Source organism: Nocardioides cavernae, assembly GCF_013410035.1.
Lineage (GTDB): Bacteria > Actinomycetota > Actinomycetes > Propionibacteriales > Nocardioidaceae > Nocardioides > Nocardioides cavernae_A.
In genome coordinates this window covers 81618-99666 of sequence record NZ_JACCBW010000007.1, presented here as the reverse complement: position 1 = coordinate 99666, position 18049 = coordinate 81618, and the positions used below count along the sequence as shown (strand labels likewise).

Genomic DNA, 18049 nt, shown 5'->3' with positions numbered 1-18049 from the left:
CGGGTGGGGGTGCGAGAGACGATCGAGGTCACCGGTCACCTGATGGACAGCGGCATCCTGTCGCGGGTCCTCGACGACATCCGCGACTACGGCGGCGACTACGTCATCGAGCAGTTCGACGTCGGTCACGACGCGCACGACCCCAGCAGCGCCCGGATCGTCATCGAGGCCGAGGACGACGCGTCGCTGCAGCGCCTGCTCATGCGGCTGCAGACGCGCGGCGTCAACCCGATCGGCGAGCGGGAGGCGGCGCTGGCGACCGCGGACCGGGACGGCGTGCTGCCCGACGGCTTCTACTCGACCACCAACCTCGAGACGCGCGTACGCCTCGACGGCGCGTGGCACCCGGTGGAGAACCCCGAGATGGACTGCGGGCTCGTGGTCGACGAGTCCGACGACGGCGGCCTGCGCGTGCGGACGGTGCCCATGGCGGATGTCAGCGAGGGCATGCGCATCGTCGTGGGCGCGGCCGGCATCGAGGTGGTCGTGCCGAGCCAGGCCCCGACCTCGGACGCGTTCGCGTCCGTCGGCACCGACGGGGGCTCGGACCGCCCCCAGACGGTCATCGTGCGCCAGGTCGCCGACGGCATGAAGCGGGTGCGGGCGGAGGGCAAGCGCCTGCTCTGGGTCGCCGGGCCCGGCATCGTGCACACCGGCGCCGTCCCCGCGATGGTCGCGCTGGTGCGCGGCGGCTACGTCGACGTGCTGTTCGCCGGCAACGCGCTGGCGACCTACGACATCGAGAGCGCGCTCTACGGCACCAGCCTCGGCGTCGACGTCGCGACCCACGGGCTCGAGCACGGCCACGAGCACCACGTGCGCGCCCTCAACACCATCCGCAAGGCGGGCTCGATCGGTGACGCGGTCGCGACCGGCGTGCTGACCAGCGGCATCATGCACGCGCTCGTCACGCACGAGAAGCGCTACGTCCTGGTCGGCTCGGTGCGCGACGACGGCCCGCTGCCGGACGTCCACACCGACGTCATCGAGGGCCAGCGGGCGATGCGCGCGGAGGTCGCCGGGGTCGGCTACTGCCTGATGATGGCGACGCAGCTGCACTCGGTCGCGACGGCCAACATCCTGCCCGCCACCGTCCCGATCGTGTGCGTCGACATCAACCCGTCGACGGTCACCAAGCTCGCGGACCGGGGCACCAGCCAGGGCCGCGGGATCGTCACCGACGTCGGGCTGTTCCTCGAGCAGCTCGCCCTGGAGCTGGTCGCGGACTACCGCAGGACCTGAGCGTCCCGCACCAGCCGCGCCGCGCCGATCATCCCGGCGCCGGGGCCGAGCTCGGCCGCGACCAGCGGCGGCACGCGCCGGTGGGCGGCGCCGACGAGCGTACGCCGCAGCGCAGCGCGTGCGGGTTCGAGCAGGCGGTCGCCGGCCGCCGAGACGCCGCCGCCGATCACCACCACCTCGGGGTCGAGGGCGGCGACCAGGTTCGCGACGCCGACACCGAGCCAGTCGCCGATCGACGTGAACGCCCGGCGTGCGACGAGGTCGCCCCCCTCGGCGGCCGCGGTGACCATCGGGCCGGTGACCGCCTCCGGACGCCCGCCGCTCATCTCGAGCAGGACGGAGGGCTGCTCGGCCATCAGCCCCCGCGCGCTGCGGACCAGCGCGTTGCCCGAGGAGTACTGCTCCCAGCAACCCCGGCGGCCGCACTCGCAGGCCTGGCCGTCCGGCACCACCTGCATGTGCCCGAACTCGCCGGCCATCCCGTTGGCCCCGCGGACGACCCGCCCGTCGAGCAGCACGGCTCCCCCGATGCCGGTGCCCATCGTGATCATGAGCGCCGACGCGGCGCCCCGGGCGGCGCCGTGGTGCGCCTCGGCCCGCGCCGCGCAGTTGGCGTCGTTGTCCAGGCCCACCGGGCAGCCGAGGCGGGCGACCAGCAGGTCGCGCAGGGGCTGGCCCTGCCACGGCAGGTGCGGGGCGAACATGACCCGCTCCCCCGCAGAGTCGACGAAGCCGGCGGCAGCGACCCCCACCCCGGCCAGGGGCTCGCCCTCAGCCGCGGCCAGCACCGCCGCGACGAGCGCGTCCTCCACCTGCTGCGTCACGACCCGACGTCCCGGCGTGGTGCGCGTCGCCGTGCGCACGACCGTTCCGTCCTCGGCCACGGCACCCGCGAGCACCTTGGTGCCGCCGATGTCCACACCGACGACGACGCCGGCCCCCGGACCGCTCACGCGTCCTCGGGCCAGTCGTCCGACAGGTCGATGTGCTCGACCGGCTCGTCGGTGCTGCTCGGGGGGCGGGTGTCCAGGCTCGCCACGAGCGCCGCGGCGGCCTGCGCGAGCGAGGACACGGCGCTCGTCAGGTGCGACGTCACCTCCGGGCTGAGCTGGCGCACCGCGTGGACGGTGCGGCACACCGGGCACACGGTGCACTCGGCTGAGCCGGTGGCGAGGTGCTCGTCCAGGTCGTGCACCGCCGCGGCGGCCTGGCCCGCCAGCCCACCGAGCCCGTGCTCGGCCTCGCCCGCCTGCTCGCGTGCCCAGCCGGCCAGGGCGCCGAAGAGCTTGGCGGCCTCGTCCCCGAGCGAGCCGACCTCGCGGGGGTCGGGCGCGTCGTCGGCGTCTGTCACGGCGTCTCCTGCGGCGTCTCGGGCTCGTCGTCCGGCTCGGTGAACCGGACCTGCAGCTCGCCGTCCCGCACCCGCGCGCCCGCCACCCGGTGGCGCGCCAGGCCGGAGGGCAGCGTCAGGAGGCGACGATACGACGCGACCGAGACCACGAGCTCGTCGCCCTTGCGCGCGAGTCGTACGTCGTCCTGCTCCGCCAGCGGCAGCGGGAGGGAGAGCACGACACCGCCCGCACGCGACCGCACGCCCATGGGCGGGACCGCGGTCCCGTGCGCGAGCGGGTCCGCGTCGCCGTACACGTCGGCGGCCAGGTCCAGCAGCGCCTCGCGCCCGACCGGCTCGGCGGCGCGGTAGACCGACGTGCGCAGGTCGAGCCCGGCGAAGGAGTCGGCGGCGTCGGCGAGGACGCGGGCCTGGGCGGCCACCCACGTCGAGCGCCACTCGTCCGCCCCGCCGTCGGGGAACACCCGGTTCACGACCGCGGCGTCGACGCCGTAGCCGAAGAGCGTCAGGAAGGTGTAGGCGCGACGCGCCTCGGCGAGCACCACGGACTCCGGCGTGAGCACCAGGCGCACCGACGTCTCCGGGCCGGTGAGGACCGCCCGGACGTCGTCGAGGTCGGCGTGCAGCCGCTCGATCGCGTCGAAGACGGAGTCCGAGGGCATGGGTACGCCCGCGGCGCGGGTGAGGACCGGCTTGAGCGCCCTGACCACGCGCCGCTCCACCGGCAGCACCCGGGTCATGTACCAGCCCAGCGCCTCGGGCAGGGCGAGCAGGCGGAGCGTCTCCGCGGTCGGGGCACAGTCGACGACCAGCACGTCCCACTCCCCCGACCTCGCCTGCGCGCGCACCTCGAGCAGCGCCAGCACCTCCTCGGCGCCCGGGATGACCGTGAGCTCCTCCGCGGCGACCGGGTCGACACCGGCGACGTCGAGGACGCTGAGGAGGTAGCCCTGGATGTCGGACCACGACCGCTCGAACCGGTCCTGCGCGTCGACGTGCTGCATCCAGAGGTTCTCAGCGACCTCGGCGGGCTCGGACGTCGGGAGGACGTCGAGAGCGTCGGCGAGCGAGTGGGCCGCGTCGGTGGACAGCACGAGCGTCCGGTGGCCGGCGGCTGCGGTGGCGCAGGCCGTCGCGGCGGCGAGGGTGGACTTGCCGACGCCGCCCTTGCCGGTGAAGAGCAGGATCCGCATCCCGGACCCGGGAGTCAGAGGGACTCGACGCGCTTCTTGAGGCCCTTCAGCGCGGTGTCGATGAGGATCTTCTCGCCCTTGCGCTTGAGCATGCCGATCAGCGGGATGCTGACGTCGAGGGCGAGCCGGTAGGTCACCTCGGTGCTGCCGTCGCCCCGGTCGACGAGGGTGTAGGCGCCGTCGAGCGCCTTGAGCATGTTGCCCTCGACGAGGGTCCAGGTGACCTCGCGTTCACCGTCCCAGTCGTAGGCGAGGGTGTACTCGTCCTTGATCGGCGACACGTCGAGGGCGAAGTAGACCTGCTCGGCGCGACCGCCCGCGCCGCCTGCGGTGACCTCGGCCTTCTGCACGCCCTTGGCCCACTCGGGGTAGGCCTCGAAGTCGGCGATGACGGCCATGACGTCGGCCGGAGGGGCCTCGATGACGATCGACGAGGAGGTCTGTTCGGCCATGGCCGGAGCCTAGCCCACGGGGATGTCGGCCGTGCTCCCGCGATAGCCTCAGCGGCGCATCGACCACTCCTAGGAGGTTCCACCGTGCGGGAGTTCGCCACACCGCTCTCCATCTCCATCCCGACGACCGGGAACCTCACCGACGACGTCGTCCGCAATGCGCGTGAGGCCGCCGACGCGGCGGTCTTCAGCCGCGACACCGGCGACGGGTGGGTCGACGTCACGGCCGCCGAGTTCCACGAGCAGGTCCGTGCGGTGGCCAAGGGGCTCGTCGCCGCCGGCGTCGCGCCGGGCGACCGTGTCGCGCTGCTCTCCAAGACACGCTACGAGTGGACGCTGTTCGACTACGCCATCTGGTTCGCCGGTGCCGTGACCGTGCCGATCTACGAGACCTCGTCGGCCGAGCAGATCGGCTGGATCCTGCAGGACTCCGGCGCCCGCGCCGTGGTCGCCGAGGGGCCCGAGCACCTCGCCCGCGTGCGCGAGGCCCGGCAGGCGGCCGACCTCGCCGAGCTGCAGCACGTCTGGTCGATCCAGGACAACGCCGTCGACGTGCTCGACCGCCTGGGCTCGGACATCTCCGACGACCTGCTCGAGGAGCGGCGCACGACCGCGACCCCGGCCGACCTCGCGACGCTGATTTACACCAGCGGGACGACGGGCAAGCCCAAGGGCTGCATGCTCACGCACGGCAACTTCATGTTCGAGCTCGGCGTGGCGGTCGACGAGCTCAGCGAGCTCTTCGACACCGAGGACGCCTCGACGCTGCTCTTCCTCCCGCTCGCCCACGTCTTCGCCCGCATCATCCAGGTCGGCTGCGTCAAGAGCCGCGCGCGGATGGGGCACAGCTCCGACATCAAGAACCTCGTCGCCGACCTCGGCGAGTTCCGCCCGACCTTCATCCTCGCGGTCCCCCGCGTGTTCGAGAAGGTCTTCAACACCGCCTCCCAGCGCGCCACCGCGGACGGACGCGGCAGGATCTTCGACCGCGCTGCCGACACCGCCATCGCCTGGTCGCGGGCCCAGGACGGCAAGCGGGTGCCCGTACGCCTGCGCGCCCAGCACGCGGTCTTCGACAAGCTCGTCTACGGCAAGCTCCGCCAGGCGCTCGGCGGGAGCTGCGCGTACGCCATCTCGGGCGGCGCGCCGCTCGGTGACCGCCTCGGCCACTTCTACCGCGGCATCGGCCTGACCGTGCTCGAGGGCTACGGGCTGACCGAGACGACGGCCGCCCTCGCGGCGAACCTCCCCGACGCCACCAAGATCGGCACCGTCGGACGGCCGCTGCCCGGCACGAGCGTGCGGGTGGCCGACGACGGCGAGCTGCTCTTCCGCGGCGGCCAGGTGTTCCCCGGCTACTGGGGCGACGACGCCGCGACCGCCGAGGCGCTCGACAGTGACGCGTGGTTCCACACCGGTGACGTCGGCGAGGTCGACGACGAGGGGTTCGTCCGGATCACCGGGCGCAAGAAGGAGATCCTGGTGACCGCCGGCGGCAAGAACGTCGCCCCGGCCGTCCTCGAGGACCGGCTGCGCGCCCACGCGCTCGTCGACCAGTGCCTCGTCGTCGGCGACGGCCAGCCCTTCATCGGCGCACTCGTCACCATCGACCGCGAGACCTTCCCCGGGTGGGCGGAGCAGCACGGCAAGTCGGGCGAGGTGAAGGACCTCCTCGACGACCCGGACCTCGTCGCGGCGGTGCAGGACGCCGTCGACGAGGCCAACAAGGCCGTCTCCAAGGCCGAGGCCATCCGCAAGTTCGCGATCCTCGCGGACGAGTGGACCGAGGAGGGCGGACAGCTCACGCCCAGCCTCAAGCTGAAGCGGCGCGTGGTGATGAGCCAGGCGCGCGAGCACGTCGACGCGCTCTACCTGGGCTGAACCCGGGGCTGGGTACGCCCTCTGCCGGGGCGACGGTGGTGCTGGCACGACCGACCCCGGGCTAGACCGTGACTAGGACGGACTAGTCACTTCGGGCCATGCCCGGACCACCATCGGGTGGTTTGGGAGGTTTAGCCCACACGCCTGAGCGCGGGCCCCTAGATTCGCTGCGCTGGGACGGATCCGGGACCTCCAGCGATCGGCGACGAGCGTCGCCGCATCGATCTGGCGAGGGTCCCCCGACCGAGCACACGCACTCAGGTTCCCCCGACTCCTCAGAAGGATGTCCAGATGGCTCGCCGCTCCATGCTGCTCATCGTGGCCGTACTCATCGCCGCTCTCGGCACCGCCATGATCGTCCTCTACGTCAAGGGCATCGACGACCGCGCGACCGAGGGCCAGGAGCTCGTCGAGGTCCTCGTCGCGACCTCGGTCATCGAGGCCGGCGAGACGGTCTCGTCCGCCCAGGACGAGGGCAAGTTCGACACCAAGGAAGTCCGTCGCGACGACATGGTGGACGGCGCGCTCAACAGCACCGACCCGATCTCCGAGCTCGTGGCCCTGGGCTCGATCTACCCCGGTGAGCAGATCATCGCCGACCGTTTCGGCACCATCGGTGCCATCGAGAACCTCGTCATCCCGGACGACAAGATGGCGATGTCGGTGGAGCTCACCGACTTCGAGCGCGTCGCCGGATTCGTGAACCCCGGTTCCGAGGTCGCGATCTTCCTCACCTCCGCGGCTCCGATCCGCCGGCTGCCGGACGGCAGCGAGCAGACGCTGTCCTCCGTGACCCGCATCGTCCTGCCCCGGGTGCCCGTCATCGGCGTCGGCACCACGTCGGTCTCCTCGCGCACGGTCACCACCGAGGAGGGCGACCAGGTCACCGAGGAGGTGCCGCGCACGATCCTCACGGTTGCCGTGACGCAGGAGGAGGCCGAGAAGCTGATCCTGGCCGACCGCACCACCGAGCTCACGTTCGCGCTCCTCGGCGAGGACACCAAGTCCGTGGACAAGGAGGGCGCCTACCCGCGCGACATCCTCCCCGAGACGTACAGGGGGAACGCTGGATGACGGCCATCGTCGAGACGGACGGGTCTCGCCTGAGCGTCCTGCAGGCGATGCTCCACGGTTCCGTCCCCCTCGGGTCCATGGAGGCCCTGAGCGAGCACATCTCCGCCACGCCGCAGGAGTTCGCGGTCGTGATCGGCCCGTCGGTCCCGGTCGACGACGCCGCGGTCTTCGCCCAGTGGGCGCGGGTGCACAAGCCCGACCTCGGCGTGATCCTCCTGCGCGAGGTGGTCGACGCCCACGCGCTGTCGACCGCCCTCCGCAGCGGCATGCGCGAGGTCGTGGAGTCCCGCGACCTCGCCGGGCTCACCACCGCCGTCAGCCGCGCGCGGTCGGTGTCGAACGCCATCACGCAGACCCTCGAGGACGAGACGCAGGCCGCCGCCCAGGCGGCAGCGAGCGCCGCGCTGTCGGAGGCACAGGCGCGCGCGGAGGCCGCGCGCGAGGAGGCCGAGCGGCCCACCGGCCAGCTGACCACCGTCTTCTCGACCAAGGGCGGTGTCGGCAAGAGCCTGATGGCCGCCAACGTCGCCGTCACCCTGTCCGAGCAGGGCAGCTCGGTCTGCATCGTCGACCTCGACGTCAACAACGGCGACATCGCGATCATGCTGCAGCTCACGCCCATGCGCACGCTCAGCGACCTGGGCGCGTTCCGCGGCGAGATCGACGTGGACGCCGTCGAGACGATGGTGACGCCGTACTCCAAGACGCTCGGCGTCGTCGCCGCCCCGGTCCACCTCGACTCCCCCGACCAGGCGACCGCCGATGACGTCGGCCGGCTGCTGGACGTGCTGGTGCGCGTCTACGACCACGTGGTGGTCGACACCTCGGGGGTGTTCGACGACTTCGCCCTGGGGGCACTGGACCGGACCGACACCCTCGTCCTCGTCGGGACGCTGGACATCCCCGCGCTGAAGGGCCTCAAGCTCGCCACACAGACCCTCGACCTGCTCAACTTCCCGCGCGAGAAGTGGAAGTTCGTGCTCAACCGGGCCGACGCCAAGGTCGGCCTCTCGCCCGAGGAGTTCGAGTCCACGCTGGGCCTCAAGGCCGACTGCACGCTCGCGTCCAGCCGTGAGGTCCTGGCCGCGGTCAACCGGGGTGAGCCGCTCGTGCTCGCCTACGCCAGCCACCCCAACAGCAAGGCCATCAAGGCCTTCGCCACGTCCATCGCGGGCACCGCCCGCGCCGCCGAGGCCGCACCGGAGGTCGAGGGCAAGCCCCGCGCCGCCGCCGGCCGCTTCCGTCTGAGGAAGGCCTGACATGGGACTCACCGACCGGCTCGCCGCCGCCCAGCGGGCCCGCAGCGAAGGCGTCGACGCACCCCAGGAGAAGTCGCCGGCGGTCGCCCCGTCGACAGGTGCGCCGAAGGCCGCCCGGACCTCGACCCGCGACCCGTTCGAGGACGTCAAGCGCGCGGTGCATGCCCAGCTCGTCGCCTCCTTGGGCCCCAAGCTCTACGACGTCCACATGACGCAGAGCGAGCTGGAGAGCAACGTCCGGCTCGCGCTCCAGGGCGCCGTCGCCGCCACCGACGTCGTGATGTCGGGCGCGGACCGCACCCGGATCACGCAGGAGATCTCCGACGACATCCTGGGCTACGGGCCGCTCGAGCCGCTGCTGCGCGACGGCGACCTGTCCGAGGTCATGGTCAACGCCTACGACTCGATCTACGTCGAGCGTGGCGGCAAGCTCGTCAAGACCGGCACGAGCTTCTCCGACGAAGCCCACCTGCGGCGCACGATCGACAAGATCGTCGGCAAGATCGGGCGTCGCGTCGACGAGGCCAGCCCGATGGTGGACGCCCGTCTCCCCGACGGCTCGCGTGTCAACGCGATCATCCCGCCGCTGGCCCTCGACGGCTCCAAGCTGACGATCCGCAAGTTCTCCGAGGACCCCTACACGGTCCAGGACCTCATCAACTTCGGCAGCCTCACGCCGATGTCGGCGAGCCTGCTCGAGGCCTGCGTGAAGGGCCGGCTGAACATCCTCGTCTCCGGCGGCACCGGCGCCGGCAAGACGACCACCCTCAACGTGCTGTCGTCCTTCATCCCCGACGACGAGCGCATCGTCACGATCGAGGACGCCGCCGAGCTCCGGCTCGGCCAGGACCACGTCCTGCGCCTGGAGTCCCGCCCGCCGAACATCGAGGGCAAGGGCGCCGTCCTGATCCGCGACCTGGTGAAGAACTCGCTCCGCATGCGTCCCGACCGCATCGTCGTCGGCGAGATCCGTGACGCCGCGGCGCTCGACATGCTGCAGGCGATGAACACCGGCCACGACGGCTCGATCTCGACGCTCCACGCCAACACGCCCCGCGACGCGCTCGCCCGCCTCGAGACCATGGTGCTCATGGCCGGCATGGACCTCCCGGTGCGCGCCATCCGCGAGCAGGTGTCCAGCGCGGTCGACCTCATCATCCAGCAGACGCGTCTCAAGGACGGCTCCCGCCGCATCACGGCCATCACCGAGATCGTGGGCATGGAGGGCGACATCATCACCACCCAGGACGTGTTCCTCTTCGACTACTCCGCCGGGATGAACGACCAGGGCAAGTTCCAGGGCGAGCTCGTCTCGACCGGCCTCCGCCCCCGCTTCCTCGAGCGGCTCTCCGACCACGGCGTCCACGTCGACCCCGCCGTCTTCGCGACCCACGGGGGCTTCCGATGAGGCGCGTCCCGTCCGTCGTCGCGATCGCCGTGGCCCTCGGGGCCCTGGCGCTCGGCCCCGCGGCGTTCGCCGCGGACGAGATCGACATCGACCACGTCGAGTCGGACGGCAGCAGCGTGTCGATGCTGCTGGGCGTGGACCAGCTCCCCGGCGGGGCGTCCCCGGATCTCGACAGCGTCGCAGTGACCGTGGACGGCGAGGCGGTCGACGCGTCCGCGGAGACCGTCGAGGGCGGTGCGGTCGAGCGCACCACGGTCCTCGTCCTCGACGCCAGCAACAGCATGGAGGGCGAGAAGCTCGCCGCTGCGACGAGCGCCATCGACTCCTTCCTCGAGGCCGCCCCCGAGGACGTACGGATCGGCCTGGTCACCTTCGCCGGCAAGGTCCAGCAGACCATCGAGCCGACGACCGACCACCAGGCCGTCGTCGACGCCCTCGCCGGCGTGCAGCTCGCACCCGGCACCAAGATGTACGACGCGGTCGCGGCCGCGACCGACCTGGCCGGCGCCGACGGCGCGCGCTCCCTCCTCGTCCTGTCCGACGGCGCCGACACCGGCAGCTCCACCGGCATCGACGAGATCACCACGGCGGCTGCCGAGTCGGGCGTCGTCGTCGACGTCGTGGCGCTCGCCCAGTCCGCGGCCCAGCAGGCCACCCTCGACACCCTGGCGTCTGGCGCCGGCGGTCAGGTCATCACGGCCGACGCCGGAGCCCTCGGCGCGGTGTTCTCCGCCCAGGCGCAGGCGCTCGCCTCCCAGGTCCTCGTCACCTTCGAGCTTCCCGAGGGCACGTCCGGCGAGCAGCGGGTCGAGGCCACGCTCTCAGACGGCGGGGCCACCTACACCGACTCCGCCCTGGTCGGGCTGGGCGACGCGGCACCCACCGCTGCAGCGCCCCGCACGGTCGAGGCGGGCACGCCCATGATCGGCCGGACCGGGTTCCTGGTGGGCATGCTCGCCTTCGGGCTCGGCCTGGCCGGCATCCTCGCCTTCGCCCTGGGTGGCGGAGCGGGCAAGTCACTGAGCGACCAGCGCCTGGAGAGCTACTTCGCCCAGAGCGGCCAGACGAGCGCGAGCGGCAAGCGCAGCGGACGCCCCAAGGCCGAGGGCTCGCTCAAGGACGCCGCCGTCGGCCTGGCCGGCACGGTGGTCCAGGGCGACTTCGAGGACAAGCTCGCCAAGCGGCTCGCCGGTGCCGGCTCCCCGCTCAAGCCGGCCGAGTGGCTGCTCCTCCATGGGGCGATCGCCATCGGATCCGCCTTCGCGGGGTTCGTCCTCAAGGGCGGCGCCCTGATGGCGATCGCGTTCATCGGTGGCGTGTTCGTCCCGTGGTGGTGGCTCAAGCGCAAGCACAGCAAGCGCCTGGCCGCCTTCAACGCCCAGCTCGCCGAGACCCTCACCCTGATGGCCGGCGGTCTCTCGGCCGGTCTCTCGCTCCCCCAGGCGGTCGACACGGTGGTCCGCGAGGGTCACCAGCCGATGGCCGGTGAGCTCGGACGGGCGCTGGTCGAGCAGCGGCTCGGCATCCCGATCGAGGAGACCCTCGAGAACGTCGCCGAGCGGATGGAGTCCGAGGACTTCTCCTGGGTCGTCATGGCGATCCGGATCCAGCGCGAGGTCGGCGGCAACCTCGCCGAGCTGCTCAACACCGTGTCGGAGACGTTGCGCGACCGCGAGTACCTCCGTCGACAGGTGCGGGTGCTCAGCGCCGAGGGCCGCTTCTCCGGCTACGTCCTGACCGGCCTGCCGATCGCGCTGTTCTGCTACATGCTTGTGTTCAAGGGCGACTTCGTGAAGCCTCTGTACACGACCGGTACGGGGTACGTGATGTGCGCCGTCGCCATCGGGATGCTGGCGGCAGGCAGCTTCGTGATGTCTCGACTGACCAAGATCAAGGTGTGACACCCATGTTGCTTCTGCTCGGAGCCGGTCTCCTCTTCCTGTCCATCGTCACCGCGCTGTCGATCATGGGCGTGCTCACCTCCGAGCGCCGCGCCGTCGCGCGGTCCGTGGCCGCCGTCAACGCCATCAGCAGCGCACCAAGCGTGATGACGGCCGAGCTCGAGCGGCCGTTCACGGAGCGAGTGATCGCGCCGCTCGGCGGTCGGCTGGTGGGCATCGGACGCAAGATCACCAGGGCCGACACCGCCGCCAAGATCGCCCACCGGCTCGACATCGCCGGCAACCCGCCGGCGTGGGACGTGAACCGGATCATCGGCCTCAAGGTGCTCGGGCTGGGCGTCCTGGGTGCACTCGGGTTCCTGTTCGCCCTGTCCCGGGAGTCCAGCGTCGACCGCCTGCTCCTGTTCACGGCGGGCTTCGCGGCCTTCGGCTACATGCTGCCCAACGTCCTGCTCAAGAACGCCGGCGACAAGCGCGAGACGCTGATGCGCGACGCGTTGCCGGACGCGGCGGACCTGCTGACCATCTCCGTCGAGGCCGGGCTCGGCTTCGACGCCGCGGTGGCACGCGTCGCCAAGAACACCAGCGGTCCCCTCGCGCAGGAGTTCTCGCGGCTGCTGCAGGAGATGCAGCTCGGCATCGGTCGCTCCGAGGCGATGCGCGCGATGGGCGAGCGCACCAGCCTCGCCGACCTCAAGTCCTTCTGCCTCGCCATGGTGCAGGCCGACAGCCTCGGCATCCCGATCGCCCGCGTGCTCCGCATCCAGAGCCACGAGATGCGCACCAAGCGCCGCCAGCGCGCGGAGGAAGCCGCCCAGAAGGTGCCCGTCAAGATCCTCTTCCCGGTCATCTTCTTCATCCTGCCCGTCATCTTCATCGTCGTGATCGGGCCGGTCTTCCTGGGGATGGGTGACCTGTTCGGGTGATCCTCGACCTCGTCGCGTCGGCCGACGCACCCACGTCCGCGCGGCGCAGCTGGCGCATCACCACGGCGGTGCGCGTCTTCGCCATCGCACTGGTCGTCGGTCGAGCGGTCTCGGCGGACGGGGTCGGGCAGGTCGCGACCCTGGTCGTCGCGCTCGGGCTGCTGGCGGCCCTCGCCAGCCTGGTCGAGCGGGTGGGCGTCGAGTCGCAGCACCGCTGGGTGCCGGTCGTGGAGGCCATGCTGGTTGCCGCCGTGGTCGGGTCGGAGCCGACGCGGGACGAGGCCATCCTGCTCTACCTCGCCGTACCTCCGCTCGTCGCCGGCATCCGGCTGGGGTGGCTGTCCGCCACCAACGCGTTCCTGGTGTCCACCGCCGCCCTGGTGATCGGCAGCCGGGTGTCCGCCGACCCGCCGTCGATGGACGTGCTGCAGTCGGCCGGGTTCTGGCTCCTCACCGGCCTGGGGGTGGGCGTGCTGGCGGGTGTGCAGACCCGCAGCATTCGCGACCTCGAGCAACGGCAGGCGCCCTACGTCGCGACCCACCAGCTGATGAGCCAGCTGCACGACCTCGCCAGCCGCGGCGAGGTCGGCCTCGACAGCGTGAAGCTCGCCACCGAGCTGGCCGGCCGACTCCGCGACGGCACCGGTGCGACCGGCGTCGCCGTCTACGGCCACGCGTGGGGCCAGCCGCTCGTCCAGCTGGCCGGCCACGGCGACACCAGCTCGCTGGCCAGCCACGCCCTCGGCGCCAATCACGAGCACAAGAGCGACGTGCTCGTCATCGGCCTCCGCGGCGCCGGCCACCAGCTCGGCAGCGTGGTCCTCAAGCGCACCGAGGGCTGGCCCGACGCGGTCCGCGGCGTCGCCCAGACGGTGGCCGACGAGTTCGCCCTGCGCCTCGACACCGCAGTGCTCTTCGACGAGGTGCGTCGCCTCGCGACGGCCGAGGAGCGCAAGCGGATCGCCCGCGAGATGCACGACGGCGTCGCCCAGGAGCTCGCCGCCCTCGGCTACATCGTCGACGAGATCGCCTCGGTGTCGGAGGAGGACGAGACGGTCGCGCTGGCCGATTCCCTGCGCGACGAGATCAGCCGCATCGTCGCCGAGATCCGCTACTCCATCCTCGACCTGCGCCACCACGTCGCCGACCACCGCCTGTCCGGCGCGCTCGCCGACTACGTCCACCAGGTGACCCAGGACATGGACGTGCGCGTGAACCTCGTGCTCGACGAGTCCGGTCCCGCGCTCCCGCCTCGCACCGAGACCGAGCTCCTGCGCGTGGCGCAGGAGGCGATCGGCAACGTGCGCAAGCACGCCCGGGCCGAGAACCTGTGGGTCACCCTGGTCTCCGACGGCACGACTCTGCTCCTCGAGGTCGAGGACGACGGCATCGGCAACGCCAGGCCCAAGGAGCGCCACTGGGGCCTGCAGAGCATGCAGGAGCGCGCCGCCGGCATCGAGGCCTCGCTCGAGGTGACGCCCCGGGAGGGCGGCGGCACCGTCGTCCGCCTCCACTCCCCCCCGACCACCCCACCGGCCACCGCCACGAAGGAGTACGCATGACCACCCGTGTCCTGCTCATCGACGACCACGAGCTCATCCGCCAGGGCCTGGCACGCGCGTTCGAGCGCGACGACGAGATGTCGGTCGTCGGCCAGGCCGGCTCGGTCGCCGAGGGCGTGCAGGCGTTCGGCGACCTCGATCCCGACGTGGTCGTCACCGACCTCGAGCTCCCCGACGGGCACGGCCTCGAGGTCGTGCGCCAGGTGCGGAGCACGACCGACGCGGTCGGCCTCGTGGTCCTCACGATGCACGCCGGCGACGACCAGATCTTCGCCGCCATGGAGGCCGGTGCCTCGGCGTTCGTGGGCAAGGACAGCAAGGCGTCCGACGTCGTGAGCGCCGCTCGCCACGCGGCCGTCGCGCCGCGCACCTTCCTCTGCGCCGGCCTGAGTGCGGCCATGATGCGCCGCGCGACCGCGCCCGCGCCTCCGAAGCTCTCGGCGCGTGAGGAGGAGGTCCTGGCGTTGCTCGCCGACGGGATGGGCACCGGCGAGATCGCCGGGTCGCTCTACATGAGCGAGTCCACCGCCAAGACCCACATCACCCACATCTACCAGAAGCTCGGGGCCGCCAACCGCGCGCAGGCGCTGGTCGCGGCGATGCGCCTCGGCCTGCTCGACCACGCGTCGCCCCAGCGGGGCTTCTGACCTGGCCGGTCGGGTCATCGCCGGAGGCGGCGGGGTGGTCCGGGACTAGTCACAAGGGGCTATCCGAAGCGGGCCGATCACCCGATCCGCCAGGCCGCAGAACCGGGCAGAGTTGTTCTCGACGGGCCTCGCGGGCTCGGAACCGAGACTCATCACACAGACACCTAAGGGGAAAACCATGCTCGAGAAGTTCATCACCCTCATGATCGTCGGCCGCAAGGACGACGAGAAGGGCGCCACCGCCACCGAGTACGGCCTGCTGGTCGGCCTCATCGCCCTCATCATCGTCGTGGGTGTCGGCCTCTTCGGCGACGCGCTCAACGGCTTCTTCGAGGGCCTCGCGGACACCGTCGACGGCTGGTGACCAACCGTTCCTGATGCAGGGGCCGGCCATTCCGACGCGGAGTGGCCGGCCCCTTCCTCATCCGGGACACCTACGACAACTGCCACAGCTGCGACACCTGCGACAAGGAGACACCGTGACACCCACGCACGAGCGCGACGAGCGCGGCGCCACCGCCACGGAGTACGGCCTGCTGGTCGGCTTCATCGCGATCGTCATCGTCGCGGGCGTCGGCCTGTTCGGCACGGCGCTCGACACCTACTTCGGCGGTCTCGCCGACTGGCTGGCCGGCGTCATCTGACGCCTGCTCGACAGCCACCCCGGCGCATGGGGCGCCGAGGACACGACCGCCCGAACGCACTGGAGGCGACCAGCATTGCTGGTCGCCTCCAGTGCGTTCCGGGTTGCTCAGCCGGCCAGGTCAGCGAGCCGCTGGCGCCACGCGCGGGTGAGCCCAGCGACCGGCAGGCCCGCCCGCGCCAGCTCGCGGCCCACACGGCCGCCGCGGGCGACGCGCTCGTACACCTCGACCAGCCCCTGCTCCCCCAGCCGCTCCGCGATGATCCGGCAGGCCAGCCACGCCTCCTCGTAGCGGGCCTGCAGGTCCGCCCCGCGCGGGTCGAGGTCCGCCGCCGTCGGGAGCGCGCCCGGCACGCCGTCGCGTCGCGCCGCGGCGATCGCCCGCCCCAGCGTGGTGCGGTCGGGCAGTCGGGTGTCGCGCAGCGCCACCCAGTCGGCGAACCCCTCGAGCAGCCAGGGCTCGATCGGGGTGCGTACGGCGTCCGTGGCGACGTGGGCGAGCTCGTGGCTCATCACCACCTGGGCTCCCGCCCGGCGCAGCCCCTCGGTGACGTCGGGGTTGACGAAGACGTGCACCGGCGCGCCGCGTCCGGCCGAGCCGCCCACGGCTGCGGTGACCGCCGCCACCCCGGCGTACGTCCCGGGCTCGACCCCCAGGGCCGCGTCGAGGTCCGCGGCGCTCGCCGGCACCTCGACCACGACCGGCCCCGTCCAGTCGCGCAGCACCTGCCGCACCACGCCGATCCCCCGGCGTGCGCGCTCCACGACGGCCCGGGCCTCGCGCTGGTCGCCGTGCACCATCGCCAGGACGCCGTCCGCCCGTGCGACGGCCAGCGCGCCGCCCAGCCAGAGGGGCACCCGGCCGGCGCCCTCCCCGCCGAACCCGGTGATCGCGACCCCGTCGCCCTCCGGCGCGAAGGAGACGGCGACCTCGGCGCGAGCCGGCTGCGCGTCGAAGCCGTCGACCTGCCACGACACCTCGACGACGCCGGACCACGACCCGTCCTCGCCGACGGTGCCGACCTGGTCGACGTACCTCGCGGTCACCGACGACAGCCCCAGCGCCCGGGCGTTGCTGCCCGCATCGCCCGGCAGGCCCTCGTCGCCTGCCCGGACGCCGGCCACGAAGTCCGCCAGGGCGGTGCTCGCCGCCGCCGGGCTGGCCCGCGGGACGTCGACCTGCCGCGGCTCGACCTCACGACGGTCGTCGCGGGTCAGCACGACGGCGAGGACGGCCACCAGCAACAGCGAAAGGCCGGCCGTCCACAGGAGTGGACGGCCGGCCTTCGAGGTCTGCTGGTCAGCCAGGGCGGACCGCGCCGACGTAGGGCATCGAGTAGAGGCCCGACACCGCGACCCCCGTGCCCGGGTTGGCGGCGTGGACGATCATGCCGTTGCCGATGTACATGCCGACGTGGCTGATCGGGCTGTAGTAGAACACCAGGTCGCCCGGCTGCAGGTCGCTCGCGGCGATCCGCGGGCCGCTGCTGAACTGCGCGCTGGACGAGTGCGGCAGCGAGACGCCGGCCTGGGCCCACGCGCGCATGGTGAGGCCGCTGCAGTCGAAGGCGTTCTCGCCCATCGCGCCGTAGACGTAGGCGTCGCCGACCTGCGCCATGGCGTACTGCACCGCCGCCGCCGCGCGGCCGGAGGCCGGCACCGAGGCGGGCATGCGGGCGCTGCCGCGCGAGGCGAGGAGGCGCTCGCGCTCCTCCGCCTCGAGGTCGGCGAGGAGCTCCTTGGCGTCGGCCAGCTTGTCGTCGACCGTCTCCTTCTCGACGCTCAGCTGCTCGGTGAGCTCCGCGATCTCGGCGGTCCGGTCGGCCGTCGCCTCCTGGCGGATCTCGAGGGCCTCGAGCTCGGTGTCGTAGTCCGACAGGAGCGAGGACTGGAGGTCGTTGAAGGACGACATCGTCGACAGCGAGTCGAGGAAGGCGCCGGGGTCCTCCGAGACCACGATCTGGCCGACGGTCGAGATGCCCTCGCCCTCCAGCTGTCGGACGACGGCGTCGGAGACCTGGGCGCGGACGGCGTCGAGGCGCTCGTCCTGACGCTCCTGGTCGGCCTTCAGGCCGGACAGGTCGCCTCGGAGGTCGGCGAGGTCGAGCCGGGCGTCGTGCAGACGCTCCTGCGCGGCCTCGGCCTCGTGGTAGAGACGGTCGACCTTGGCTTTGACGTCCTTGATGTCGGGGTCGGCCTGAGCGGGGGTCGCAGGCACGAAGGCGATGGCAGCGATCGCGGTGAGACCTAGAACGGTCGCGCCAACTCGCGTGCGGGCGTGAGCCACGAGCGGGGGTACTCCTCGGGGTGTCGTACGCCTACCGGGTGAGCTGACGGGTTCGGCACGACATGTCCTACCCCTGCTCCACGCACCGCTCGCGCAGTGCGCCTCACAGGGGATTCACCCCAGGGGGAAGTGTGGTTCCCCGGCTCGTCGGCCACAGGTGGTGCGGGGGATGTGGCCTTCGACTCGGCGCGACGCCCGCGCGGGCCTGGTGACCCACTGCCAC

Annotated in this window: 17 protein-coding genes and 1 riboswitch; of the genes, 11 read left to right on the top strand and 6 right to left on the bottom strand. The window is 72.2% G+C overall.

The window, feature by feature from the left end; all coding sequences use genetic code 11:
• Window positions 1–3: 3 nt before the first annotated feature.
• On the top strand, window positions 4–1242 hold the full coding sequence (locus tag F4692_RS20250; protein ID WP_179621541.1) for an ornithine cyclodeaminase, nickel-pincer nucleotide-dependent: 1239 nt from the start codon (window positions 4–6) through the stop codon (window positions 1240–1242).
• On the opposite strand, the gene F4692_RS20245 is transcribed toward F4692_RS20250, so the two are convergent.
• From F4692_RS20245 to F4692_RS20230, 4 genes are read right to left on the bottom strand one after another with little or no spacing between them, the layout of a single operon-like run.
• The gene (locus tag F4692_RS20245; protein ID WP_179621540.1) at window positions 1227–2195 is read right to left on the bottom strand and encodes an ROK family protein; all 969 of its coding nucleotides are present in this window, start codon (window positions 2193–2195) and stop codon (window positions 1227–1229) included. The genes F4692_RS20250 and F4692_RS20245 overlap by 16 nt on opposite strands.
• On the bottom strand, window positions 2192–2593 hold the full coding sequence (locus F4692_RS20240; protein WP_179621539.1) for a hypothetical protein: 402 nt from the start codon (window positions 2591–2593) through the stop codon (window positions 2192–2194). Before F4692_RS20240 ends, F4692_RS20245 begins: the two co-directional genes overlap by 4 nt.
• Entirely contained in the window at window positions 2590–3786 is a 1197-nt protein-coding gene (locus F4692_RS20235; protein WP_179621538.1) for an ArsA family ATPase, read from the bottom strand. Before F4692_RS20235 ends, F4692_RS20240 begins: the two co-directional genes overlap by 4 nt.
• Window positions 3787–3800: 14 nt before the next feature.
• A complete protein-coding gene (locus F4692_RS20230; protein ID WP_179621537.1) occupies window positions 3801–4238 on the bottom strand; it encodes an SRPBCC family protein in 438 nt (145 codons plus the stop codon).
• 84 nt (window positions 4239–4322) lie between these two features.
• Between F4692_RS20230 and F4692_RS20225 the strand changes: the two genes are divergently transcribed.
• The 10 genes from F4692_RS20225 (at window position 4323) to F4692_RS21930 (ending at window position 15540) form a co-directional block, all read left to right on the top strand.
• On the top strand, window positions 4323–6119 hold the full coding sequence (locus F4692_RS20225; RefSeq protein ID WP_179621536.1) for an AMP-dependent synthetase/ligase: 1797 nt from the start codon (window positions 4323–4325) through the stop codon (window positions 6117–6119).
• A gap of 291 nt (window positions 6120–6410) precedes the next feature.
• Window positions 6411–7193, top strand: a complete 783-nt coding sequence (gene cpaB / locus F4692_RS20220) for a Flp pilus assembly protein CpaB (RefSeq protein ID WP_179621535.1) — start codon at window positions 6411–6413, stop codon at window positions 7191–7193.
• Window positions 7190–8452 carry a CpaE/TadZ family protein gene (locus tag F4692_RS20215; RefSeq protein ID WP_179621534.1) on the top strand — a complete coding sequence of 421 codons (1263 nt, stop codon included), beginning with the start codon at window positions 7190–7192 and terminating at the stop codon, window positions 8450–8452. The genes cpaB and F4692_RS20215 overlap by 4 nt, the downstream gene beginning before the upstream one ends.
• Before the next feature lies 1 nt (window position 8453).
• Entirely contained in the window at window positions 8454–9860 is a 1407-nt protein-coding gene (locus F4692_RS20210) for a TadA family conjugal transfer-associated ATPase (protein WP_179621533.1), read from the top strand.
• Window positions 9857–11761: a type II secretion system F family protein gene (locus tag F4692_RS20205; RefSeq protein WP_179621532.1), complete on the top strand. Its 1905-nt coding sequence runs from the start codon at window positions 9857–9859 to the stop codon at window positions 11759–11761. Before F4692_RS20210 ends, F4692_RS20205 begins: the two co-directional genes overlap by 4 nt.
• Window positions 11762–11766: 5 nt before the next feature.
• Entirely contained in the window at window positions 11767–12687 is a 921-nt protein-coding gene (locus F4692_RS20200) for a type II secretion system F family protein (protein WP_179621531.1), read from the top strand.
• Window positions 12684–14249, top strand: a complete 1566-nt coding sequence (locus tag F4692_RS21490; RefSeq protein WP_179621530.1) for a histidine kinase — start codon at window positions 12684–12686, stop codon at window positions 14247–14249. The genes F4692_RS20200 and F4692_RS21490 overlap by 4 nt, the downstream gene beginning before the upstream one ends.
• Window positions 14246–14896, top strand: a complete 651-nt coding sequence (locus F4692_RS20190; RefSeq protein WP_179621529.1) for a response regulator transcription factor — start codon at window positions 14246–14248, stop codon at window positions 14894–14896. Before F4692_RS21490 ends, F4692_RS20190 begins: the two co-directional genes overlap by 4 nt.
• Before the next feature lie 178 nt (window positions 14897–15074).
• Entirely contained in the window at window positions 15075–15260 is a 186-nt protein-coding gene (locus F4692_RS20185; protein ID WP_179621528.1) for a Flp family type IVb pilin, read from the top strand.
• A 115-nt stretch (window positions 15261–15375) separates the two neighbouring features.
• Window positions 15376–15540, top strand: coding sequence for a Flp family type IVb pilin (locus F4692_RS21930; protein WP_218858817.1), 165 nt, complete (start codon window positions 15376–15378; stop codon window positions 15538–15540).
• A 107-nt stretch (window positions 15541–15647) separates the two neighbouring features.
• On the opposite strand, the gene F4692_RS20175 is transcribed toward F4692_RS21930, so the two are convergent.
• Both F4692_RS20175 and F4692_RS21925 read right to left on the bottom strand, forming a co-directional pair.
• A complete protein-coding gene (locus F4692_RS20175) occupies window positions 15648–16778 on the bottom strand; it encodes a hypothetical protein (protein WP_179621526.1) in 1131 nt (376 codons plus the stop codon).
• A 61-nt stretch (window positions 16779–16839) separates the two neighbouring features.
• Window positions 16840–17757 (bottom strand): C40 family peptidase, encoded by a 918-nt coding sequence (locus F4692_RS21925; protein ID WP_308645400.1) that lies wholly within the window; start codon window positions 17755–17757, stop codon window positions 16840–16842.
• A gap of 99 nt (window positions 17758–17856) precedes the next feature.
• Window positions 17857–18013, bottom strand: a riboswitch (cyclic di-AMP (ydaO/yuaA leader).
• Between the last annotated feature and the right edge of the window lie 36 nt (window positions 18014–18049).